At 51.9% G+C, this 23,536-nt stretch carries 21 protein-coding genes; 12 read left to right on the forward strand and 9 right to left on the reverse strand.

From position 1 onward, the window contains the following. The first annotated feature begins 8 nt into the window (after positions 1 to 8). The 3 genes from ELR57_RS17500 to ELR57_RS17515 all read left to right on the forward strand — a co-directional run bounded on the left by ELR57_RS17500 (position 9) and on the right by ELR57_RS17515 (position 3,290). Positions 9 to 1,127 (forward strand): acyltransferase family protein, encoded by a 1,119-nt coding sequence (locus tag ELR57_RS17500; RefSeq protein WP_126960377.1) that lies wholly within the window; start codon positions 9 to 11, stop codon positions 1,125 to 1,127. 328 nt (positions 1,128 to 1,455) lie between these two features. Further along, a complete protein-coding gene (locus ELR57_RS17510) occupies positions 1,456 to 2,172 on the forward strand; it encodes a VCBS repeat-containing protein (RefSeq protein WP_126960378.1) in 717 nt (238 codons plus the stop codon). A gap of 257 nt (positions 2,173 to 2,429) precedes the next feature. Next, on the forward strand, positions 2,430 to 3,290 hold the full coding sequence (locus ELR57_RS17515; RefSeq protein ID WP_126960379.1) for an alpha/beta hydrolase family protein: 861 nt from the start codon (positions 2,430 to 2,432) through the stop codon (positions 3,288 to 3,290). Positions 3,291 to 3,431: 141 nt separating this feature from the next. On the opposite strand, the gene ELR57_RS17520 is transcribed toward ELR57_RS17515, so the two are convergent. The 3 genes from ELR57_RS17520 to ELR57_RS17530 form a co-directional block, all read right to left on the reverse strand. Then, the gene (locus tag ELR57_RS17520) at positions 3,432 to 3,626 is read right to left on the reverse strand and encodes a YgaP family membrane protein (RefSeq protein WP_126960380.1); all 195 of its coding nucleotides are present in this window, start codon (positions 3,624 to 3,626) and stop codon (positions 3,432 to 3,434) included. A gap of 414 nt (positions 3,627 to 4,040) precedes the next feature. After that, positions 4,041 to 5,147 carry a DUF4179 domain-containing protein gene (locus tag ELR57_RS17525; RefSeq protein WP_126960381.1) on the reverse strand — a complete coding sequence of 369 codons (1,107 nt, stop codon included), beginning with the start codon at positions 5,145 to 5,147 and terminating at the stop codon, positions 4,041 to 4,043. Next, positions 5,134 to 5,667 carry an RNA polymerase sigma factor gene (locus tag ELR57_RS17530; RefSeq protein ID WP_126960382.1) on the reverse strand — a complete coding sequence of 178 codons (534 nt, stop codon included), beginning with the start codon at positions 5,665 to 5,667 and terminating at the stop codon, positions 5,134 to 5,136. The genes ELR57_RS17525 and ELR57_RS17530 overlap by 14 nt, the downstream gene beginning before the upstream one ends. A gap of 334 nt (positions 5,668 to 6,001) precedes the next feature. On the opposite strand from ELR57_RS17530, the gene ELR57_RS17535 reads away from it, so the two are divergent. Together ELR57_RS17535 and ELR57_RS17540 are read left to right on the forward strand one after the other, a co-directional pair. Beyond that, positions 6,002 to 6,202 (forward strand): cold-shock protein, encoded by a 201-nt coding sequence (locus ELR57_RS17535; protein ID WP_126960383.1) that lies wholly within the window; start codon positions 6,002 to 6,004, stop codon positions 6,200 to 6,202. A 78-nt stretch (positions 6,203 to 6,280) separates the two neighbouring features. Continuing rightward, positions 6,281 to 6,490 (forward strand): cold-shock protein, encoded by a 210-nt coding sequence (locus ELR57_RS17540; protein ID WP_126960384.1) that lies wholly within the window; start codon positions 6,281 to 6,283, stop codon positions 6,488 to 6,490. A 108-nt stretch (positions 6,491 to 6,598) separates the two neighbouring features. Here ELR57_RS17540 and ELR57_RS17545 read toward each other — a convergent pair whose 3' ends face one another. The 3 genes from ELR57_RS17545 to ELR57_RS17555 all read right to left on the reverse strand — a co-directional run bounded on the left by ELR57_RS17545 (position 6,599) and on the right by ELR57_RS17555 (position 14,994). Beyond that, positions 6,599 to 7,213, reverse strand: a complete 615-nt coding sequence (locus ELR57_RS17545) for a DUF1796 family putative cysteine peptidase (protein WP_158630052.1) — start codon at positions 7,211 to 7,213, stop codon at positions 6,599 to 6,601. A gap of 217 nt (positions 7,214 to 7,430) precedes the next feature. Then, entirely contained in the window at positions 7,431 to 11,660 is a 4,230-nt protein-coding gene (locus ELR57_RS17550) for a S8 family serine peptidase (protein ID WP_158630053.1), read from the reverse strand. A 19-nt stretch (positions 11,661 to 11,679) separates the two neighbouring features. Beyond that, the gene (locus ELR57_RS17555) at positions 11,680 to 14,994 is read right to left on the reverse strand and encodes a S8 family serine peptidase (RefSeq protein WP_126960387.1); all 3,315 of its coding nucleotides are present in this window, start codon (positions 14,992 to 14,994) and stop codon (positions 11,680 to 11,682) included. A 268-nt stretch (positions 14,995 to 15,262) separates the two neighbouring features. On the opposite strand from ELR57_RS17555, the gene ELR57_RS17560 reads away from it, so the two are divergent. Together ELR57_RS17560 and ELR57_RS17565 are read left to right on the forward strand one after the other, a co-directional pair. Beyond that, positions 15,263 to 16,135: a LysR family transcriptional regulator gene (locus ELR57_RS17560; protein ID WP_126960388.1), complete on the forward strand. Its 873-nt coding sequence runs from the start codon at positions 15,263 to 15,265 to the stop codon at positions 16,133 to 16,135. A 151-nt stretch (positions 16,136 to 16,286) separates the two neighbouring features. Further along, entirely contained in the window at positions 16,287 to 16,946 is a 660-nt protein-coding gene (locus ELR57_RS17565) for a type 1 glutamine amidotransferase domain-containing protein (RefSeq protein WP_126960389.1), read from the forward strand. A gap of 84 nt (positions 16,947 to 17,030) precedes the next feature. Here ELR57_RS17565 and ELR57_RS17570 read toward each other — a convergent pair whose 3' ends face one another. Both ELR57_RS17570 and ELR57_RS17575 read right to left on the reverse strand, forming a co-directional pair. Beyond that, positions 17,031 to 17,420 carry a carboxymuconolactone decarboxylase family protein gene (locus ELR57_RS17570; protein ID WP_126960390.1) on the reverse strand — a complete coding sequence of 130 codons (390 nt, stop codon included), beginning with the start codon at positions 17,418 to 17,420 and terminating at the stop codon, positions 17,031 to 17,033. A gap of 80 nt (positions 17,421 to 17,500) precedes the next feature. Continuing rightward, positions 17,501 to 18,172: a Crp/Fnr family transcriptional regulator gene (locus ELR57_RS17575; protein ID WP_158630054.1), complete on the reverse strand. Its 672-nt coding sequence runs from the start codon at positions 18,170 to 18,172 to the stop codon at positions 17,501 to 17,503. Positions 18,173 to 18,418: 246 nt separating this feature from the next. Between ELR57_RS17575 and ELR57_RS17580 the strand changes: the two genes are divergently transcribed. Together ELR57_RS17580 and ELR57_RS17585 are read left to right on the forward strand one after the other, a co-directional pair. After that, the gene (locus tag ELR57_RS17580; protein WP_126960392.1) at positions 18,419 to 19,204 is read left to right on the forward strand and encodes a sulfite exporter TauE/SafE family protein; all 786 of its coding nucleotides are present in this window, start codon (positions 18,419 to 18,421) and stop codon (positions 19,202 to 19,204) included. Positions 19,205 to 19,416: 212 nt separating this feature from the next. Beyond that, positions 19,417 to 19,644, forward strand: a complete 228-nt coding sequence (locus ELR57_RS17585; RefSeq protein WP_126960393.1) for a sulfurtransferase TusA family protein — start codon at positions 19,417 to 19,419, stop codon at positions 19,642 to 19,644. A 66-nt stretch (positions 19,645 to 19,710) separates the two neighbouring features. On the opposite strand, the gene ELR57_RS17590 is transcribed toward ELR57_RS17585, so the two are convergent. Further along, complete coding sequence (locus ELR57_RS17590; protein ID WP_126960394.1) at positions 19,711 to 20,568, reverse strand: helix-turn-helix domain-containing protein; 858 nt, start codon at positions 20,566 to 20,568, stop codon at positions 19,711 to 19,713. Between the two features lie 130 nt (positions 20,569 to 20,698). On the opposite strand from ELR57_RS17590, the gene ELR57_RS17595 reads away from it, so the two are divergent. From ELR57_RS17595 to ELR57_RS17605, 3 genes are read left to right on the forward strand one after another with little or no spacing between them, the layout of a single operon-like run. Beyond that, complete coding sequence (locus ELR57_RS17595) at positions 20,699 to 21,538, forward strand: amidohydrolase family protein (protein WP_126960395.1); 840 nt, start codon at positions 20,699 to 20,701, stop codon at positions 21,536 to 21,538. 4 nt (positions 21,539 to 21,542) lie between these two features. After that, positions 21,543 to 22,487, forward strand: coding sequence for an aldo/keto reductase (locus ELR57_RS17600; protein WP_126960396.1), 945 nt, complete (start codon positions 21,543 to 21,545; stop codon positions 22,485 to 22,487). Between the two features lie 18 nt (positions 22,488 to 22,505). Beyond that, positions 22,506 to 23,525 (forward strand): zinc-binding alcohol dehydrogenase family protein, encoded by a 1,020-nt coding sequence (locus ELR57_RS17605; protein ID WP_126960397.1) that lies wholly within the window; start codon positions 22,506 to 22,508, stop codon positions 23,523 to 23,525. Positions 23,526 to 23,536 lie beyond the last annotated feature (11 nt).

A 23,536-nucleotide genomic window follows, 5' to 3' on the forward strand; every position in this document is an offset into this window, starting at 1 on the left:
TACATAAATTGAATCGCCGTCTATTTTTTCTAGATAACATACGAACGTTCCTAACCATATTGCTCATAATATTCCATACGGCTATTACTTACGGAGCGTCTGGGTCTTGGTACCTTGATGACGTAGATAAAAGTGAAATCAATGCGACTATTGTTCTGTTAACGATCTTTACTGGAGTATGCCAATCTTTTTTTATGGGACTCTTTTTCTTTATTTCTTCGTATTTCTTCTCGCCATCGTATGAGAAAAAAGGAGCTTTCCGGTTTCTTAGGGGGCGTCTTGTACGTCTAGGGATTCCTCTGCTCATTTATTATTTTGTGATAGGCCCAATGACGGTATGGTTTGCAAAATTTCGAGATCAACAGACATTGGTTCAGTTTTATAAGGATAACGTTTGGAGTTTTCGTTGGACGTTTTTTGGTCCTACTTGGTTTTTGGAAGCCTCTATCTACTTCACCTTGCTTTATATTCTGTTTCGACTCCTTTCAAAAGATAGGCTTCCGAAGAAATCGATTGTATTTCCCAACGGTAAGACGTTGGTTGTCGTGGCGATTGCTCTTGGATTAATTGCCTTTGCAGTACGTCTGGTTTATCTAACGGGCACGGGGCCTTTGGAATTGCAGTTGGGTTACTTTCCATCCTATATCTTGCTATTCATTGCAGGCATCATCGCACAAAGACAAGGATGGTTAGAACAAATTCCGGGGAAATTACAACGGATATGGCAATGGGTCGCGATGATTGGCGTGGTTCCCGTTCTGCCACTCGGACTTATCTTAACCGGGGCATTAGATGGAGACGTTCATTTTGGCGGCGGGTTTAACAGTCAAGCATTGTTCTATGCAATGTGGGAACCATTCATCTGTTTAGGAATAATTATTTCCCTGCTTACTTATTTCCAAAGGAGATTCAATACGAGGAATGTATTCTCAAAATGGTTATCTGATAATGCTTATACGGTCTATTTGATTCATCCACCGGTTGTTGTCGGATGGACTATCGCTTTTCATGGAGTCGGCTTGCCGGCGATCGTGAAATGGGTTATCGTCTCGGCTCTTTCTGTCGCCGTTTGTTTTATTGTCGCCAGTGCCATTCGAATGCTGCCCTACGCCAAACGGGTGCTTTAATAGGTGTGAACGAAAAACATACTCCGGCGAATTGTGGTTAGCGGTGATCGAAGGGGAGTCCATGAAAATGTGGTGAAGCAGCTCAAGCGTACTCCTTCCTTCTGTCCAAGGCCGCCAGGATGCGCTGGATTCAGGCAGTCTTTAAGGATTTGATCTCCCGCAATTCGACTCCACGATAAGAACTCTGACCGAGTGAGGTTGGAGTTTTTTGTTGTCGGCCTTGTTTGAGTTCATACCTTCATCATTGCCAATGCATAAGATGGTATAGAGGCTAATGCGGAGAGGAGGATTCATTATGGTTCGTGCACATAATGGAGGAAGTTGCTACATGATCAGAAACGACACTGCCGTATTGGATGCGAAGCGGGGGGATGTAAACGGGGATGGAACGCCAGATCAAGTTTATTTGACAGGCAGTCCTACTGTGGGCAGCGCTTTTGTCCAGAATATACAACTGACCGTCGTTGACGGTCGCAGCGGTGCAAAATATACTAGCCAACTGAAGGACAATGCAGGTTATAACGCTCGCCTCTTCTTAGGTGATTTTACAGGAGACCGCGTGGACGATATCTTGATAAGTATCGATTCCGGCGGCAGTGGCGGCTTTACCTACAATTACATTTATTCCTTTCTACAGAATGTGTTTCACGAGCTCTATAACAATGAGTGGTTCTACGAAGCATACAGTGACGCCTCTGTTATCTATGAGGACAACTACAAAGTTCGAATTGTAAATCGTTCCTTGCATAAACAATACCTTTTGGACATCAGCACGCGCGACCCCTCTTATTTGTCTGAATTGTATGATTCGAACGGTAAGTTGAGAAAACCAGTTGAAGGCAGCGTGCTGGGCGTAAGCGGAGCTTATCCGATCGACCTGCAAGGGGATAGAGTATACGAAATATGGCCCCTCCAACGTGTGATCGGTTTGTATAACGCGGATACGTTGGCGTATTTGCAAACCCCGTTAAGCTGGAGTTCAAACACTTCTAGATTTATCCCTATGTTTCAGTGGGCTTCCGTTATCGGTAATGATACAAATTGAAAAACAGGATATATTCGAATAGGAATTCAAGGGCCGGTATTCGGGGAGTGGTTCGGCTCCGCCAACATGAAACCCGATCGCATGAGGTCGGGTTTTTTGCTATTCTTTGCATTGTTCTATTATTGCATGCGAATGATTGGCAAACTATGGTATGTTATAACTACCTTAACTACCCTATTGAAATGGCTGCGATGGATCGGTGTCCTCGGTGGACTCTTATGGATTCTGTTAATGGTCAAAAGGAGTGCATGTGATTGATGAACTCAATCGGAAAAGTAAACGCAGTGACGGAGCTTGATCCGCCGATTATGAATCCTGATTTTCCGCCCATGCTCCATCTTCTTCAAATCCCGTCAGGCGACAGCCAGCTTGTTGGAAGAATGTATTCGCCTCAAGGGAGCGGATCGCATCCATTAGTCATCCTGCTGCACGGCTTTCCAGGTTCTCAATTCAATCACGACATGGCAGCCTATCTTCAGGAGCTGGGGTATCATGCATTAGTATTTCATTACAGGGGAGCTTGGGGCAGCACGGGCGAGTTCTCGATCGTTCATGCCTTGGAGGATGTAAGAACGGTTCTTGCTTATTTACGCCAAACGGATATCATTGAAAAATATCATATCGATACTGGCCGCATTGCGCTTGTTGGTCATAGCTTTGGAGGCTTCCTCGGATTGATGACCGCAGCGAACGATCCGTCAATCGCGGCTTGCGCTTCGATCTCCGGCGCGAATTATGGAGCCATCGGCACAAAGCTGAGCGATCCTGGGATGATCAACCGGTATGAAGAGGCGTACGAATATGCTGCCCGTTTTCTTACTGGTTACACGAGTCAGAAATTGGCAAGCGAAGTGCTGGAGCACTTCGAGCAGTGGAATCTCGCCGATTGCGCTCCCAAGCTTGCGGCCTGTCCGGTATTGCTGATCGGAGCCGGTCAAGATGCCGTTCTCCCAGCCGCCGAACACCATGTGCCCCTTGTCCAAGCTTTCGAGCAACTGGACCGCGCCGAATTCCGACATCTTTTATTCGAAGAAGCCGGCCATGGGTATGAAGGCAAACGCAAATCGCTTTGTCATGCTATTGGTGAATGGCTGGCACAGGTGATTGAAACGGAATGAGAAACAATAATGGATGCAAGCGGATCCATCCTAATCGGTAACGATTACAAACGAGCCAGCCTCCTTTTTACAGGAAGCTGGCTCTTCTTTGCCTAGCGCTAATATCGGTACTTCTGCCGTTGCCAAGAGTAGCTTGAATAATCAACTGGGGATTCTGCATGTATTGCGGCCTAATAATTTGTTAATTCCGCATCTTTGAGTCAATCCCGTTAGCAGAAACGGAATAGCAACTAAACCTAACCATTTCCAATGCCCGGGGAGAACAAAGAATAAAACGAGAAGAGCGATTCCAAGGACAATACGAATGGCTCGATCTGCTCCGCCTACATTTTTCATTTACAAATCCTCCTCTCTATTTGATTCGGCAGGATGATCTTATCAAGAGCTAAGAAGTTAAACCGTAACAAGATCACATAACCGTAAAATAAGCAAATTTATGATGTGTCTTGACTTTGTGAAGGCCAAATGGAAGGTGAATAGGGCTTTTGGAGGGCAAATAACAAAGAAGGAGCCCAGGTACTGGACCTGGGCTCCTTCTCTTGTAATCTCTAACATTTATCAAGGCGTTATAAGGGTAATAGGTTCGGATATACCCTCATTCGCGCCGCCGGTAACCGTTAGCCGGAACTGATGGTGTGTGAAAATGTGGGGAGAGAAGGGGGTTAATCATGACTAGTTCCAATAGCATGAATCCTGCAAAGTATTTAAATAAGTCGGACTGCGAAGAATAGATTCGCAGTCCGTTATCCTTTATCCGTTGGCGGAAGGCAGCTCGATCTTCGTTTCCAGTCCTTTTAAGTATTGATCGTCCTCGATATCCTCTGCAAAGTCGTCTTTAATGACGAAGGGCTTCACAATGAAGTACTTGCTCGTTCCCGGTTGGGAAGCGTAGCGGCGGTCGAAAATAAGACGGTTCCCTTCAATAACGCCATCCCCGTTCAGGGCAGTCAGGCGACGTCCTTGATCGTCATAAACGGCAACCCCGATCTTGATCAAGCGCCGCTCTTCTTTGCTTGTCAACGTCGTCGCATCTGCCAGGGCGATGGAAGTCGTCAGGCGTGTCGTAATCGGCGTTACCCAAACGTCGGAGACAGAGAAGGTAAGGTCGCCGCTAGTCGTGACGGTATTCGGACTTAGTTCGGCCGTTTTATCGGTTGTTTTCTTAAACGGGATGTCCACGGCAAACTCATGGTCAATCCCGTCGAGAGCGATGGTAACCGTGGAATCGAAGGAATCGGACGCAGCGCTCGGATCGACGATTGCTTCAAAGACAAGCGTATTCGGATGGCCTTCGCCGGCACTTCCGTAGTAGATCCCGCCGTTCTGCTGCTTGCCGTCTACCGTGAAAGTCATACTCGAAACGGCCTGACTCAGTCTGATCTTCTTTTTCCCATTGTTGTAGGTTCCGTTATCCAGGTTGGGTGCCGTCACATTCAGCAGAAAAGCAGCTCTTTGACCGTCATAAAGGGTTTCGGTCACTTCAAGATTTACGTCTTCATAAGAAACGGTATGATTAACGGTTGAAGTAAGACCAAGTTCACCGGCTAAACGAAGTCCCATGTCGCCTTGGATCGAGCTGAAGATACTGCCGATAACCGGGATACTCTTCAGCGAACTCGCCATGGCCGGAGATACGAAAGCGGAAGTGAACAGCCCGGCCGCCAGGATGCCAGCCGCTGATGTCGTTAAGGCCAGCCGGCGAGACCGTGAAGATTTCCTTCTGGTGGTACGCTGGACCTGGGCCTGCTGGGACAGGAACGCATAGGTTTCGTCCAGGCGTGTCCGGACGAGGGGGGACATCTCCGAATTGCTGCTATCTATCTTTTTAAATTCCTTCGCAATGTTAAATGCTTCCATAGTTCATCTTCCCTTCATGCCTATTGGGTAAAGATCTTTGTAGAGCGTCGCGCGCTCGGGAAAGACGCATCTTCACGGCGCTTTCCGAAATATCCAGGATCCGGGCCACCTGGCGAAGCGGAAGGTCTTCAAAATAATGAAGGATAACCGCGAGGCGCTGCGGTTCATCCAGCCGATCTACGGCCTCTCTCAGATCAACCTTCTCGTAATCGCCGGAGTAGGAGGACACCGGCGGAACCTCCGCATAGGCGATCGAACCGGAGTGCTGCGCGATAAGGTTCCGGCATTCGTTGATCAGAATCCGGAATATCCAGGTTTTGAAGTACTTTGGTTCCCGTAAAGCAGAGACGGCTTTATAAGCCTTGAGAATGGTTTCCTGCAGGGCATCCGCCACGTCCTCGTCTTTGGACAAGAGGGATTTGGCCATAAAATGCAGGGAGTTCTCTAGTTGCCTGATTAAAGTAATAAATGCCTCGGAATCGCCTGCCGTAGCTTTTGCTGCAAGTTTCGTGAACTCCACTTGGCGCTCTCCTTTCTGTGTTTATTGTCTTTATACTAGTTAGACAGCGCGAGCCGACAAATGGTCACTAAGCCTAAAGAGATCTTGCTAATTAATTCATTCATACGCCTATGCTTGCTTCAGCGGATGAACTCCGTGCTTCATGTAAAAAATAGGCACCCATTCCCCTCGATATTAAAGACGAGATGTGTTATAATCAATCTCAGAGAATGCATGACCTAATTCACATAGCGTAGAGGGTTATTCTTGAAGGACAATAACCTTGTACGATGTGTGAATTTTATTTTTAAGTAAATAAGATGCTCATGTTAATACTGAGAAGGTGGTAATCCTAATGGAATCGGGAACAGTCAAGTGGTTTAACGCAGAGAAGGGCTTCGGCTTTATCGAAGTGGAAGGCGGCAACGATGTATTCGTTCACTTCAGCGCGATCGTCGGCGACGGCTACAAGTCTCTGGATGAAGGCCAACGCGTAGAATTCAATATCGTTCAAGGCAACCGCGGACCGCAAGCCGAGAACGTCGTCAAAGTTTAAGATCAAATCGCCCCAGGCATATCGTTTGGGGCGTTTGTAACTCTTTACATCCATTCCAAACCTGAAAGAGGGATGTACATGCATTATTCCAAGAAAAGACAGCTTGAGGAAGTACCGCAAGAGTTGACCCCCGTCTGGCTGTGTCCGACCGAGAACTGCAAAGGATGGATGCGGGAGAACTTCACGTTCTCAAGCACGCCGACATGCCCCCAATGCCAGGCCAAGATGGTTAAAGGCGAGAAAATGCTGGCGGCTGTCCCCAATACGAGTCCGATTCATACCAAATAGAGAATAGGCGAAGCTCGGATCCACTATGTAAATCCACTACCGCATGAGGTAGTGGATTTTTGCTTTCCTCGATGTTGGTTTGCGTTCAAACCCCGAAAGCCGCCGCCCTTAACCCCCGGCGACCGAGAATCCGTGCATGATCTCCCACCATGCTTGATCGTAGCCGCGCCAGTCATGTCCTGTCGGAATCGATATCGAAGCGATCCCCGGAAAGCCCCAGTCCTCGTGCCGGATCCGGTATTCGTCCTTGAAGTTGACGACGAGCAGCCGGAAGCCGCGGGGAGCGATCAAGGACAGCGCCCTTTGCAGCTGAAGCGATTGCGACTCGGAAGCCTCGGTCCGGACGAAGCAGAGCGGTCCGCCTGCACCGGCGGAGAGGACGGCTTGCGCTCGACGGCGCAGCTTGCTTGCGACTTCGGGGTATGCGACAGTCCAAGGCTGGAACGCCGGGAAGTCGTGATACGATTCGAGGTTGTAGCCGGTATCCCGGATAACGTGGTTCGTCTGGTCGATGCCGACCACCTGCAGCCGATTCACATTCAGCAAGCCGTCGAACCGATTGCTTACAAGGCGGGAGATATCGGAGGCATTGCGGGAGATGAACCAGTCCAACGGACCGGCGAAACGCCTGAGGCCAAGCCTGCGGAGCTGATGGGCGGTCTGACAGGTGGCACCCAAGCTGACGAATGCCTTATAGGCGCCCGCACAGTCGTACCAGCGCATTCGCACCCTCCTAGTGGGCCGCCGGTGTGGCGGCGCTAATGTGGTATCAGTATATCGGTGCCCAGGTAGGTGCGACACGGATAACAGCCCGTGGGTTGAAAGGGAGGGATAGGGGCTCCATTGCACCAAAACCATCCTCGAGAGGATGGTTTTGGTGTGGAGATAAGAATGGGGAGTTGATCCGAATCCGGAAAGGCTTGTTCGATATTCAAAGCAATCAGTTTATAAGTTTTGCAGCTATAAGCAATTGGTACAACACCTTGGCGGCTGTCTCGCGCGTCGTCGCCTCGGCAGGGCGGAACGCGTAGGAGCCATTGGTTGCGACTCCATTCATCAGACCGGCATCGGTGACCGCTTGGATGTCGTCTACCGCATAAGCGCCGAATGTCACCGCATCTTCGAAGTTGATGCCGCTGCTAGCCTTGGATTTCACATCAAGCAATTGTAGCGCGCGATTCAGCATGACGGCCAATTCTTGGCGGCTGATCTCCGCATTCGGCTTAAAGCTTCCGTCGAAGCCCGTTACCAAGCCGGCCTCATACGCGGCGGCAACGTCGTCGGCGAACCAATCCTTCTCGCCCACGTCCTTGAACGGAGCCGATTTGTCCGACGATGGCAGACCGAGCGCTCTAGATAGCATCGATGCGAATTGGGCTCGAGTGACGTTGCTCTTCGGAGCGAACGTGCCTGCGGTTGTGCCGTTCATAATGAATTTGTCGGCGAGCTTCTGGATATCGTTCTTCGCCCATGAAGCTCCGATATCGGTGAACGCAATGTCGCGCTCGGCAACCGCATATGTCGAGAAGCCAGGTCGCGTGATGATCACGATTGTCCCGCCGTTCTTGCTTGCCGTGAAGGTTGCAGGCGCCGGATGGACGGTGCCGTGTTCCTCATACAAAGCGCCGGCTGTCGTTACGTCGACGGCTCCATCGATCAGGAAGGAGCGGGTCACCGTTTCGCTTGCGGAGAGCGGAACCGGCGTCTCCTGGTTGTCCTTCACGATGTTCGCTTCGAAGGCGACCGGCGTGCCGATTACCTTGGCGTCCGGATAAGAGGCTTCGAAGAGCTTGGTGCTGCCTCCGTCTTCCTTCACGCGAATGACAAGGCCTGCCCCCTCCGAAACGCTGCTTAGCGCGGAGAGCGGGAGAGCGACGGAAGCGCCGTTCCAGGAGAACACGACCGAGCTTCCCGCAGGCGCGGCTTTCAAGCTTTGCACTTGCGAAGCCGTGAATTTAAGCTCAGCCTCATGGGATTCCGCGGAGGATACGCCGACGATGATTGCGCTTGGTCCCTTCGCGCCTTCGAGCGCTTTGCCCAGGTCGGCGTCGTCAACGGTAGCCGTCAAGACTCCTCCGGAATTGCTTGTCTTGGCGTCTAGCGAAGTCGGCGTCTGGGATGCCTTGACCACCGATGCCGTCACGGCTGTACTGGTCTCGCTTGGCGCCGGGGCTGTAGTAGGCGGAGCTTCAGAACCTCCCGTATCACCGTGCTTCGGCGGGGTTTCCGGCTCCTCGACGTTGTCTACATTGATCGTTATGTTGGTGAAATGAACATCCAAAGGATGCCCGAAGACAACCAACTCTGTAGCGGCTGACAACGTATATTGCCCATCAGGCAGCATCGGAAGCTCAAAGACGCCGGAAATGCCGTCTTTCTGTGCTCCTCCCAGGTAACTTCCATCGAAGTCCTCAATGACATATTCGCCTTTCGGAATGGCTTGTTCCTCGCCGTCCTTACTGCTTTGAACATTCGCAAGCAGCCCATAATAGGTTCCGTTGTTGTCGAGAACGCCGAGCTGCATGATATTAAACAACCCGCCGTTATATTTCAAGGTGATATCGATCGGCGCATCCGACTTAACGATCCGATTGGAGACGCTAATCTCGCTGAATGGATTCTCGTTCTCGATCGCTTGCTTCCCGATATTAAACACGAATGGCATGTGCAGAGTAGGAACGCCTGGGCTTTCCAGGACGATGTCGCCTGCGTAAACCCCTTGCTTGGCGTCTGGATCTGCTTTGACGGTCAAACCGAAGCCGCGAGTTCTATTGGCAGCGACGGAGACCTTACCGCCTGAATCGAGACCGGTGAGCTCGACGGAGACGCCGTCCCAATCCGGAGTCGTGGTGAGACCGGGCGTATTGGTATACTCATCATGCAGTTCCACCTTAGCTGTGTACGTCACCGCTTGACCGGCTACGCTTTTCAGTTGAAGCGGATTCGTTGCCGTGTCCTTGACGGCTGGATCGATGATTCCGAAGGCGACGCTGCTAGCTTCGCTCGGAAGAGTGATTTTGTTCATTTTTTTATCATAAATAGTAATTTCGTCAAGCGACTTTAATAGAGCGGGAGTGTGAAGGGCATTCACAATATTTGCGCGTCCCGCCCCTTGAGAGTAAGCGTCGTACAGAACGCCTTCTTCGTCCGACAACGGATCGGACGTATTCGCCAAAGCTGCCCGAACGTCCGACGTCGTCCAGTTCGGGTATTTCTCCTTCAGCAGTAAGCTTAGGCCGGCGATATGCGGCGTAGCCATACTTGTTCCGCTATAACGTTCGTAAGCGTCGTCGTAATCGGCATCCGGATTTGTTTTTCCGTAAGCGGGAACGGTCGACTCGATGCGATGCCCAGGTGCAACGACGTCCGGCTTGATCCCGAATCTGCCGTCGTTGTTCGGTCCCCGTGAGCTGAACGACGTAATCGTATCGCCAGGAAGCGTGTAACTCGTAAAGGGCTTGTTGAAGGTCAGGGTTACCGGTTCGTCAGGGTGCTCCATCATGGATCGAGCCAAAGCTCGGCCTTCCGCGCCCTTCATGTCGAAGGTGGGAATGAAGTCGCTAGACTCGCCCTGGAAGCCCATGTACCCGATAAAGCTGTCTCTTCCCGGAATGGATTCCGACAGATCGATCAGCTTGTATGGGTCTGTTTCTAGATATTTATCAGAATAACTTGTCCCGTTGAAAATGATGACCGCCTTGGCGCCATGTTTTTTAGCGTACTCAATTTTATCGCTGAACGTTATCATAGAGGCGCTATGCGTTCTCGAGACCAGGACGATTTTGCCTGCAACGTCTTTATCTTCATAGCGTTCGTCATTGCCCAGTCCGAGATAGACGACTTCCAACGGATCTGTTCCGAGAAGCTGGGCGAAGTCTGTTTGGCCAGGTTCCCATGCCATCGCACGAAGCGAGTAGCTTTGGTTCGGCGTGGAGCTTGCGGCAACCGTCTCATAAGTATCGATCTTGCTGGTTGCTGCGCCAACCGTGATGCCGAGCTCTGCCGTCGACGGGGCTCCAAGGGAATAATAGTAGGGGGCGTCCTGGCCGGAGTTGCCCGCCGCGAGAACCGGGATGACGCCGGCTAGCGCCGCATTGTTGATAGCGATCGCCTCCGCGGAGTTGGTGTCCTTCGTCCCGTCGTCGCCTAGCGATAGGTTGATTACGTCCATGCCGTCTTTAACGGCGTGCTCGATGCCGTCAACGATCATGGCAGAGCTGCCGGTGCCGAGTAGACCGCCTAATACTTTATAAACGTATAAGTCCGATTCGTACGCGATGCCTTTCTGCAGATGGACTCCATCTTCATTTGCGGCGCGTCCGGCGATCGTGCCGGATACGTGTGTGCCATGTTGAGTGCCTGGGGCTACGCCCGGTATTAGGATATCTTCATAAGGATCGTCATCGCCGTAATAGGAGTCGTATCCGCCTTTATACGCTCCTGCCAGATCGGGGTGCAAATAATCGATACCCGTATCAATAACGCCGACCTTCAGTCCTTTGCCGGTATAGCCTTCCGCCCAAGCCTCGTCGACACCCAGTTGATGCAACGGAACCATGTCGATCCGGGGATCTTCCTCCGCCACATCGGATTGTTCCTCCGGCTGAGCCGTGTAGGTCAAGTTCGGGAAAATCGCCTTGACGCCAGGGAGCTTCGCCAGATCGGAGATGCGATTGCCCGTTAACGTGACGGCCATTCCGTTCAGCACTTGGTTGAAGCGTAAGCCTACGTCCAGCGACAATCCGCTGCTCTTAGCGTTCTTCAGGAATGCGGCTTGCTCGGTCTGAACGGCTGCAGTAGTTGCTTCGGCAGCCAACGCGGTATAACCCTTGCTCGCGGCGTAGATGCCGACGGCAGCGGGCTGTCCGCTCAATTGGACGATGACGCTGACAGGCTTGGAGGAGGACATGTCGATGTCCGGAGAAATATAGACGTCTGACGAACTCGCGGGAGGCTGTGTTGGTTGGGATAAGCTGCTCTTCCATTCGTCGTAGAACTCTTCAAACAGATTTATTTCCGGCTTCGCCGAGGCATCCGCCGCGGGAATGGTGTCATTCAGCGAAGCGCTGGCCGCCGCGGGAATGGCAGATTGGAGAAGGCCGGTCGCCAAGAGGGTCGAGGCGACGATGGCGGATGACATCTTGTGGAATCGTTTATTCGTTCTCTTCAAGTCTAGTTCCCTCATTTCCTTATTCGATGTGGAACGCGTCGATCGAGATGGCCGTGCTGGTAGAGTCGACGTTCTTCTTGCCGCTGTTCACGATGCGGATGGTGTGCGTCCCTTCGGATAGCAATTCCGATTCGAAGCTGACGGTTTGATACTGCCTGGTTGGCGAATACAAATCTACCGAATCTACTAACTTTCCGTCGATATAGATATCCGCGATGCCGCGATTGACGCCGCGAGGCGCGTAGAGACGAACCTTCTTTCCGACGAATGTCAGCTCACAGTAGCTGTCTTTCGCAATGGATGTTGTGGCGGATTGACCTAAATATAAAGAACTGAAGTTCGTTAACCACGCGCCGTCGTAGAGTACCTTGTAGAAGTCGGAATCTTGAACGAGATGCTTGACGACGAACGCGTCGACGTTGACGAATGCGGAAGTCTTCGTCCGATCTTTCGGGTCGGTATTGCCCGTCCACTCGATCTTGATCGTATGCTTCCTGTTGCCGAGGACTTTCTTGAAGAGTGTCTGCTGTTTCAACTCGGTTGCGCTATACAAGGATACGGAGGTGACGAAGTCGCCGTCGATATAGACGTTGGCAATCCCTTGTTCCGCATTCTTAGTCCCGATCCATTCAATGTAGTTGTCATCAAGGGTGAATTCGACCGTACCCGGACCGTCGAGACGCTTCAAGTGACCGCCGGACAGATCCGAGTCATCTATGGATTTCCAATCCCCAGTGAAATAAACTGCGTTCGAATCCTCTTCATAGGTGCCAAGAGGATTGCCGTCCTGTAGACCCAGGGTGAAGTTGCCCGATCCCCCGAATGCATAGACGTTAAGATAATAGGTGCCAGCCTCTGTAACCAAATAAGAAAGCTGTTCGGTAGACGTGTTTTTCGTTTCGGAAGAAGCGACAATACCGGTTTTGCCTCCGATGGTAGTGGCAGTAGGATCGTAGAGATACAGATCGAAGTCTGTTCCCTCATCGCCGGTCAACTTTGCCTTAATGGTCTCGCCTGCATGTAGATCAATCGCATAGACGCGGTCTGGATCGGTTGTTTCGTCCAGGTAATCGCTCACTTCTAAGTCCTGGAGCGGAGTGCCTGGGATATCTTTGTCAGACAGTGCACGATAAGCATCAACCATGCTGCCGGACATGTTCATATTTACTAAGGAACTGATTTTCTTCCCGCTATTCATTAAACGTTGAATAACCATTTTCGGATCGTACTTCGGATTCTGACCGAGTATCAAAGCTGCAACTCCGGCAGCGTGCGCGGTTGCTTCAGATGAAGGGGCGAAGATTAGATCGTAGTCCGGATTATCAAGGAGCAGATTGGTTTGAGCGTAAGAATCTATGGCAGCGATAACTTCGCCATCATAGATCTCCGGCATTGGGATTTCTTGGCCGGCATAGATGGTACCGTCCACGCCTAGCAACATATTATTGTTGAACCCTGTTGCTCCGAGTCCTGTATGCAGATATTCTAGATGAAGCATGTCCGTGACGAAAGAGGACTTTTCGTTCCCGGATAGCGCCTCCTTCCCTGATAGGAGAAGTCTGCCGCCGGCATTCATGTAATCCGTTAAGCTCGCTTTGTCGGACTCGCTCAGTACCGGAACAACGTTGCTGCCACCACCAATGGCGTTGCCGGTGAACCATACCACAATATCGTATTGCTCCATGGTCTCAAGAGATGGACCGCTCTCACCCTTCGGGACAGTAACGACCTGGAAGGTTCCTTGCTGTTCATCATCGGGAATCCAATTCGCATCTAAATCATAACCGGCAGACAGAAGTAAACCCTGGTACAGTCCCTTAAAATCTATCTCTGACGGATCAGTCGCGTTTAATGAATTGTCGTCCTGAACAAGCAAAATGGATGGGTTGTCGATGCCTTCGGCTAAGTAATCGAGTGCCGCTTTGGCGGAATCGGTTTGGTAAGATGAATTAAACCATTCATAGCCCAACCCGTTAAAAATCGCCTTGTACGTGCCGGTATCGATCTGCGCGGCGAATGCAAAGTTGTCCGAAGGCGTGGTAGATAACACCTCAGCAGCAGGCGCAGCGATATCAACGCTATTTTTGCCGAAGGCACTATAGAGTGCGCCATCTCGAATCGTACCCATGACCGTCAGCAGATTGGGAAGGTCGTAAGATGCCGGATACATGGGGGTTTGATCCCGGTTCTCTATCATATCACCGCTGGGCGCGACGAATAGCATATTGGAATCTTTAAGAAGGTCATAGATCAGTTCGCTCGGTTCCCAAGAAGCAAAATCCAGGACAGCGATGTCGGCGCCCATCTGCTCGGCGTAAGCAATACCGCTGGCGATTTGGGCGAAGGAACCTCCCCTATACGTATAAGAAAACGTTTTGATCGGTAATATTTTCGCATTCGGGGCGATCCCGGCGATCCCGATAGAGTTGTTAATAGAGGCGGCTATAATGCCCGTCATCGCTGTTCCTTGATAGGGCAGGTCGTTATTGTCGTTAGTGTTGTTATCATCATTGAAGAAGTCCCATCCGTGGACGTCGTCGACAAATCCGTTACCGTCGTCATCGATGCCGTTGTCCGCGATTTCCTTGGGATTCGTCCAGATGTTATCCGCCAGATCGGGATGATTAATATCCACGCCGTCGCTGATTACCGCGACAACAACTTCCTTGCTATTATCTTTCATAACCGACCAGGCTTCTGGCGCGTCGATGTCGACATTCGCTACACTAGGAAAATCCCCTGTATTGTCGAGCGTGTTCTGCAGCCCCCACTGTTGTGGGAACAAAGGATCGTTCGGGAAGGAATCCTCCGAATCTGAAGGAACAGATTCGGCCTCGCTACTGGATGTCTCAAGCCCCTGCGAGACGGGGGGCGTCAGGTTCGATGTGAGGACCTGATTGTTCGGCTCCGCGAACACAACGCTTGGATCGGACGCCAGCTTCGAGAGAATGGCGTCGATATCTGCGCCTTCGGGCAGCTTCAAGAGCTCGGTGCCGGTTCCCGGCAGCGGTTGTGCCGACTCCAAACCGTAAGTCTTGGCGAGCGAAACCGAGTTCGCTCCATTTTTGATTTTCACGATGATGCTGTCGGCTTTGGGCGTCGTGCGGTCGCTATTAGGGAGCGCGATGGGTTCCGAGGCAAGTCCTTCCGGGACTTCGATGATCGGCTCTGCCGTATTTCTATCGTCCGTCCACAACGTCTTCCGGAGTTTCTCGGAAGATGGGGCTCCCTGTGCATGGGCTAGCGCTTGGAAGTTCGGGACGATGGCGCCGGAAACCAAAATAAATGAAGACAACAGTGTAATGAACAGCTTGCTTTTCGAGTGATTCTTCAAGTTAGCTTCTCCTCCTACCTCGAATATATATAACTTCTATAATAGAAAATTACTAATATAGACATGGTAGGTAAATGTATGAAGACGGTGTCTAATCTTCGGAACCCTGCAGTATCGTACGCTTCAAAAGGTGAAAAGCGACGTACAAGAAGTCGCCGCGGTGGCTGCCTTCTCGGAGGAATCCGCAGCTTCGGTCGAAGAGGTTCTGGCAAGCTCATCGGGTATGGTATGATAGCAAAAGAAGGCATAACCCAAAGGAGCACAGGACGTGGCGGACTTTGAATGGTACAGAAGCTTTATCCATATTTACAAGAATCATTCCGTTTCCGAGGCTGCCAGGATCCGGAGCATGACGCAACCGGCCATGAGTCAACACTTGGCTGCGCTGGAAGCGGAGGTCGGAGGAGCTTTGTTTAACCGAACTTCAAGAAAAATGGTGCCAACGGAACGAGGCAAACAATTATATTCGCAGTTGGCTCCCCTGGTGGAGGCGCTAGAGGAGGCTACATTGGGCTTCAAGTTCGCTTCCGTACCTGCGCTTTCTGTTATCAGGATCGGATCCGCACATGAATTTTACAGCGAGCATATCCTTCCTAAGCTTCGACAATTCAATACCGGCTCCATTACCCGGTTCGGGACAGCCGAATCTTTGTTGGAGGTGCTGAAGGAAGATCAATTGGATCTGGTCGTTACTTCGAAAAAGCTACCAATTCAGGGAGTCGAATATGCGAAATTGATGGAAGAGCAATTTGTCATTGTTGCTCCCCGTTCTTATGAAGTCCCTCCAATGGAGAATTTAAAACGGAAGGAGCAGTGGCTTACCTCGCAAAGATGGATCAGTTACGGGCTGGAATTGCCGATGATCAGAAGAATATGGCGGGAGCACTTCAAACAACGGCCGCTCATTCAACCGGCTCATGTCATTCCGAATTTGCATATGATGCATAGGGCCATTACGAATGGCGAGGGCATAGGCGTCCTTCCTACATACATTCTAGATAAATCTGCGCAAACGGATCAAACAAAGGTTCTCTTCGAAGAATTAAAGGTAAGCAATGAGTTGTTTTTCGCTTATAAATCAAAGCACAACCACCTGAATCAATTGAGAGAGATCATGAGTATCATTCAAGAGCGGGAATAGGATCATCCGTCGAGAACGGTTGATCTTATTTTTTTGTGCAAACTCATAAATATATTTATTGGTTAGTTATTATTTTATAATTTGTTTTATATATAAATTGATCGTAGAATGAGGCTATCGAAATCGAAACGAATAATGGGAGGCGTATGAAATGGCAAAGAAAGTATTGATCGTGATCACAAGTCATTCGGAGATAAAGGAAGGCAAGCCAACGGGCGTTTGGTTGTCGGAATTCGCCGAGTCCTATGATGGATTCCTCAAACAAGGGTATGATATCACGGTGGCAAGCCCGCAAGGCGGAAAAGCTCCGGTCGATCCGAGCAGTATTGGGGCCGACACGTCGGAGGAAATTATTAAGGCTGAGCAATATTTGGAGAATACCGTAAGTCTGAAAGACATTTCGAGCGACGATTTCGATGCCATTTTCTTGCCTGGCGGTCACGGAGCCATGTACGATCTTCCGCATAATGAAGAGCTTCAGACGCTGCTGCGCGAGTTTTATGAAGGAAATAAGCTGGTTGCCGCCGTCTGCCACGGACCGGCCGCGCTGGTTGGCGCTACCTTATCGAATGGGCTTCCGCTCGTTGCCGGCAAAAGAGTCAATGCCTTTACGGACAGAGAAGAAGCAGAGACGACATTGGCTCCGGTCCTGCCGTTTCTGCTGGAAAGCCGGCTTCGCGAGTTAGGCGCTATTTTTGTGGCGGCCCCGAATTGGTCTTCGCATCACGAAGTAGACGGCAATCTCGTTACAGGCCAGAATCCTCAGTCCACGCTGGCCGTAACGCAAGCAGTCATCGAAATACTGGGTTGAGTAATGAAAAAAATCCACAACCTCGCGAGGTTGTGGATTTTTTCTTATGTTTATTAGCAGCCCCATTCCTGACAAATCGCCTTCCTAACAAAAACACTCCGGACCGCCGGACGCCCGCGTTTCTTCCGTCTTTTCCCTCCCATTTCCTTCTTCCTCATCGAAAGAATGCAGGAAGTGGGTGGCATGGCTCAATATCGCTCCTGCGCGGGTAGAGGTTGCGACCAGAACGGCTTCGAAGGCTTCTTCGCGAGTTCCGCCAAGCTTCTTGAGCTTCTGAGCATGGACGTCGATGCAATAAGGGCAGCCGGTCACGTGGGCGACGGCCAAGGCGATCAATTCCTTGGTCTTCAAGGGAAGGGCGTTCAGATCATGGTAGATCTCGTTCTCGAAAGCCAGGAACGTCTTGGAAGCTTGCGGAGCGAGTCGGATCAACTCGGGCAATCTGTCCAGATTAGAGCTGTCATAGTAGTTCATAAGGATTCGCCTCCTCGATAATCGGGATTACTCGAATCCATCATAGCGGGAATCCGCCATAGCTCTCCGTGACAAAGTCACTATCCATCGGAATTCAACGTCTCCAGCAAGAGACTTCGATCCAAGATCTGCAGGCGGCCCCTTCGGGAGAGAAGAATCTTCTTCTGGACGAAGTCCTTTAAGCAGCGGCTGACGACCTCCCGGGCCGTTCCCAATTCGATTGCTAATTGCTCGTGGGTTATCTTGAGTACGGCCTCGTTCTCGTCGGATTGTCTGATCAGATAATCCGCGATTCGATAGGGAATAGGTTGAAACGCCACATTCTCCAGCAGGTTCGTTACGGAGGTTATCCGTTGGGTGATCTGCTTGAAGATGTATGGTTTCAGGAGCGGGTTCGTATCCATCCATCTCTTGAACAGCGGGATAGGAAGAAGGAGGATTTCGGTCTCCATCTCGATGGAAGCCGAAGCTTCATAGGGGGTCTCCCCTAAGATGCTCGCCATCATGAGGGCGCAGCATTGTCCCTTCTGCACGCGGTAAAGCGTTATTTCTTTGCCTTGCTTGCCGATTTTATGGATGCGTACGGATCCGCTTAGAACGAACATGGCATGCCGAAGCAGATGGCCCTCCCGTATGGAGTGGGGGGTACTCGGGGTCACGGTCACGATCTCGATTAGCGGCAGATCCATTTCGTTAACGGGAGAGAAGAACGGAAAGCTAGAGTCGATTCGCTGGATATCGGACGGTAACATTGCATAGCCTCCAAGCCAAGCCTTTTTTACTCCTTTCTCTCTCGGGAGTTCGTTTTCCTGCATTCTGCAATAAACGAAGGCCATGCCGACGAAGGCTTTGGGGAAAACGAGGGTTGACAGGATCGCCGCGAGTCTTTATGATACCCATAGGGGTATACGTTATGTTTTCGGGAGGAGGTCACATACGACAGCTTTCCTTATGGCTTTGACGAGTATTCAACAACCTTAGAATAGGAGAGTGGCAACATGGATTGGAATCTAGGATGGCTGCTAACGCTGTTCGCCATCGGCTTCATCGGTTCGTTTATCTCCGGAATGGTCGGCATCGGGGGTTCGATCATCAAGTATCCCATGCTTCTGTATATTCCTCCCGCGCTGGGATTCGCGGCCTTCACCGCGCAGGAAGTGTCGGCGGTCAGCGCCGTTCAGGTGTTCTTCGCGACCATTGCGGGCGCCTTCGCTTATCGCAAGAGCGGCTTGATCAACAAGCAGCTCGTCATCTACATGGGAATTCCGATCGTCCTAGGCAGCTTTATCGGGGGATACGGCTCCAAGTTCTTGCCGGACTCTGTTATTAATGTGACCTATGCGGTATTGGCGCTCGTAGCGGCCATTATGATGTTCCTTCCGAAGAAAGGTTCGGACGGCGGCGATTATTCGAAGCTGACGTTCAACAAGGGAATCGCAACGGGTTCGGCAGCGGTCGTCGGCATTCTGTCGGGCATCGTCGGCGCTGCGGGAGCTTTCATTACCGTCCCGATCATGCTAGTCGTCCTTAAGATCCCGACCCGGGTCGCGATTGCTTCGTCTCTTGTCATTACGTTTATCTCGTCGATCGGTTCGAGCGTCGGCAAGGTCATGGGCGGCCACATGCTGCTTGTTCCTTCCATTATTATGGTTATTGCAAGCATTATCGCTTCTCCGATCGGCGCCAAGATCGGACAGAAAATGAAGGTGAAAGTGCTTCAGTACGTGTTGGCCTTGCTTATCGCGGCCACTGTCGTTAAGATCTGGCTGGATATTCTGTTGTAAACCGTCCACGGAGCATGCGGTTATTTTTTTGCCCGCACCAATACCCTATAGGGTATAATATCCATCGATAAGGGAAGAATCTCGAATGGTCGCAACGCACGGCCCGACGACCGTTCAACGATTGACACTTGCTATTCTGGACAAAAAGCCGCTATTCATTCTCGACGTTCGCAACATAAAATCAATCCCATTTTTCCAAGGAGGAACCAACGATGCAGAAGGATTTGACTGTCGATACCAAAGGACTGGCTTGCCCCATGCCGATCGTGAAGGCGAAGAAGGCTCTGGACGGCTTGCAATCCGGACAAGTGATGGAGGTTCTGTCGACGGACAAGGGCTCGGTGAACGACTTCCAAGCCTGGGTAAAGCAGACGAACCACGAATTGATCAAGCATGAAGAAGAACAAGGCGTCTACAAGTTCTACGTTCGTAAATCCTAATTCAGAGGGCAAAAAAGCCATACCGATAAAACATGGACGATCATCGGATCGTCCATGTTTTTTATCCTATTTCATTTGCTTGCGATAAGCGTAAGGCGTCGTTCCCGTCAGCTTCCGGAAAATCTGATAGAAGTGCCTCATGCCCTGAAATCCGCAGGCCTGCGCGATCGTCTCGACCGTATCGTCCGTGGAGAGCAGCAGCTCCTTGACGAGGATGAGCCGCTTCGCATTGACGTAGTCCGTCACGTTCATTCCCGTGTGCTGTTTGAACACGCGTGAGAAGTGCGCCGCGCTCACGCAGGCATCGTCCGATAGCTTGCTGAGTCCGCCGCATCCGACCGGATCCAGGTGGATATCGCGCAAGGCCTTCCGGATCCACGGGGGACCGAAGGCGGAGGGCTCCGAGGGCGCCTGGGAGGAAGGATGTCGGCTGACTTCCAGCAGCAGGTTCTGCAAGTACAGCCGAAGCGCATGGCGATACCCCGGCGTTCTCGATCTCCATTCGTCCGACATCGAGCGGAGAATGCCTTCGATTTTCGGCCGTTTCGATGGGGATAGCGCGAGTCTGTATTGCTTGCTTCCGCGCGCGGCCTCGAAGCTTAGCAAGGGCTCATAATCATCCCCGAGCGATTCAGGCTGCAGAAGCGAGGGAGCGAAGAACAAGGCCGTGGAGACGATCGGATCGGCGTCGGACGGAAACGAGCGGTGGACGGTGTTGCCCGGAATGAGGAATAAATCTCCGGGCTCTTTGTCGTACAAGGCGTGATCGATAAAGATCATGCCTTTGCCCTCATGGACGTACACGAGTTCATAGAGATCGTGAAGATGGTCGGGCAGCTCGTTCTCCGTATAACGGACACCCTTGTAGACAATCTCGAAGGGAAAAATCGGATCGAGAACGAACGGTTTGCGGATCGGTTCCATGCGGATGGCCTCCAATAAGGAGAGTATGCTTTATTAATATCAAATTCGGATATAAAATTGCAATCCCTAGCCATTCCATTTTCCGATTTTACGGGTTAAATTAGGATCAATAGAGAGGAGAGTGCTTCGAATGCGAATCGATTCCCATCAACACTATTGGACAATGTCCCGTTCCGATTACGGATGGATTACGCCTGAACTGCCCGTCTTGTATCGGGATTACTTGCCTGAGGATCTGGAAGCTCACTTGAAGCGTCACGACATGGACGGAACGATCGTCGTTCAGGCAGCCCCCACGGTCGAGGAGACGGAGTATTTATTCGCGTTGGCCGACCGATACGATTCCATTCTCGGCGTGGTCGGTTGGCTGGAATTATCCGACCCCTCCCACCGGGAGCACTTCGAGCGATACCGCAAGCATCCGAAATTCGTCGGGGTTCGCATCATGATCCAAGATATGCCCGACGCGAACCGCGTTCTGGAGCCGGAATACGTGGAAGCGCTTCGGGAATACGCAGCCATGGACATCCCTATCGATTTTCTTGTCAAGTCGAGTCAATTGGATACGCTTAACGCGCTGCTCGACGCCGTTCCGGGCGTCCGGGGCGTCATCGATCACATCGGCAAGCCGCGTATCGCGGAGCAGATTATCGAACCGTGGTCGTCCCAGATCCAACGGGCGGCGAGGCATCCGAATATCTATTGCAAGCTCTCCGGCTTGGTGACGGAAGCGGATCACGAAGCTTGGGAACCGGAGCATTTCCAAGCGTACGTGGAGCACGTCGTCGGCCTATTCGGGGAGGACAGGGTGATGTTCGGCACGGATTGGCCCGTTTGTTTGCAGGCAGCCAGCTACGACGAAGTGGTAGACGTACTGGAAGCGTCGATCCCGGCCGCTTGGGGAGAGAAGGAACGGGCGAAGCTGTACGGGGATAACGCGAAGACATTCTACAAGCTGAGGACGGAGTGAGATCATGAAGTATCGCCTTCTTGGCAGAACGGGATTAGAGGTATCGGCTCTCAGTTTCGGAGCGTCTTCGCTGGGCTCCGTGTTCCGGCAGACGGACGACGGGGAAGCCGTCCGCACCGTTCACTCCGCGCTCGACGCGGGGATCAACTATATCGACGTCTCGCCTTATTACGGCGCGACCAAAGCCGAGACCGTATTGGGCAAGGCTATCGCCCAGACGTCTCGGGACCGCTTCTGCTTGTCCACCAAAGCAGGGCGCTATGGCGTGGATACGTTCGACTTCTCCGCGGCGAGAATCGAATCGAGCCTGGAGGAGAGCCTTCGCAGGCTGAACACGGACTACGTCGATATTCTGTTCCTGCACGACATCGAATTCGTCGATCCGCGGATCATTCTGGAGGAAGCGATTCCCGCGCTGAACCGGCTGAAGGAGCAAGGGAAAATCCGCTTCACCGGCATCTGCGGATTGCCGCTCGCGCTGTTCGAGCAGGTGCTCCCTCAAACGGAAGTCGACGCCATTATCTCCTATTGCCATTATTCTCTGAACGACACGACCTTACTGGGATTGCTTCCGCTGCTGGAACGGAACGGAACCGGCCTCGTCAACGCTTCGCCGATCTCGATGGGACTGCTGAGCACGCGAGGAACGCCCGATTGGCATCTGGCCAGCCCGGAGCTCAAAGAAACTTGCCTTCGGGCCGCGCGGCTGGCGGAAGCGAGAGGGGCGGACATCGCCAAGCTGGCCATCCAGTTCTCGACGAGCCATGATCGCATTCCTACGACGCTAGTGAGCACGGCGAATCCGGACAACATCGTTCGTAACGCGCGCTGGGTCGACGAGCCGATGGACGAGGAGCTGCTGAACGACATTCTGGAAGTGCTGGAGCCCGTTCAAGGCCGCACATGGGTTAGCGGGCTGCCGCGATACAACGAAAATATACTTGTCTAAGAGAAGAGAGGCATGAGGATGAGAGGAATCGTATGCGAGGATGTCGGAGTGTTCGGAATGACGTCGGAGCTGCCCGAGCCCGAGCTTAAGGAAGGGCATGCGATCGTCGCGATTAAGCGAATCGGCATCTGCGGAACCGATTATCATGCGTTCAAGGGCAATCAGCCTTTTTTCCAATATCCGCGTATTCTCGGCCATGAGCTATCAGGGGTCATCGAACGAATCGGAGACAACCAAGCAGGTCTCGCGCAGGGTGACCTCGTGTCGGTCATCCCGTACCTGCATTGCGGTCAATGCATCGCTTGCCGTAACGGCAAGACCAATTGCTGCACCGATATGAAGGTGCTAGGGGTACACAGTGACGGCGGCATGCGGGAGCGGGTCTCCGTTCCGATCGCGCATCTGCTGAAGGCGAACGGCCTGACGCTCGACGAGGCGGCGATCGTCGAACCGCTTGCCATCGGCGCGCATGCCGTGAGACGGGCGAACGTATCCGCGGGCGACAATGTGCTCGTCGTCGGCTCGGGTCCGATCGGACTCGGGGTCATGGCGTTCGCTAAGCTTGCGGGCGCTCGAGTGATCGCCATGGATATCAACGACGAGAGACTCGAGTTCTGCCGCTCCTGGGCCAAGGTCGAACAGACGATCAACGCGCTGAACGCGGATGCGAAGAGGAGTCTGTCCGACATGACGGACGGAGAATTCCCGGTCGTCGTGTTCGACGCGACGGGCAACGCGGCGTCCATGACCCAATCGTTTGAATTGGCAGCCCACGGCGGGAAGCTTGTGTTCGTAGGTCTCGTGAAGGGAGACATCGCGTTCTCCGATCCCGAATTCCATAAGCGCGAGCTGACGCTCATGGGCAGCCGGAACGCGACGGTCGCCGACTTCCAACACGTGATGGAAGCGTTGGAGCAACGTACTTTCGATATCAACCGTTTTATTACGCACCGTTCTTCGTTCGAAGAGATGATCGATTCCTTCGACGAGTGGCTCAAACCGGAGTCTAAGGTGATAAAGGCGATCGTGGAAGTCTAAATCAGGTTGAT

It is taken from the genome of Cohnella sp. AR92 (assembly GCF_003990975.1).
GTDB lineage: Bacteria > Bacillota > Bacilli > Paenibacillales > Paenibacillaceae > Cohnella.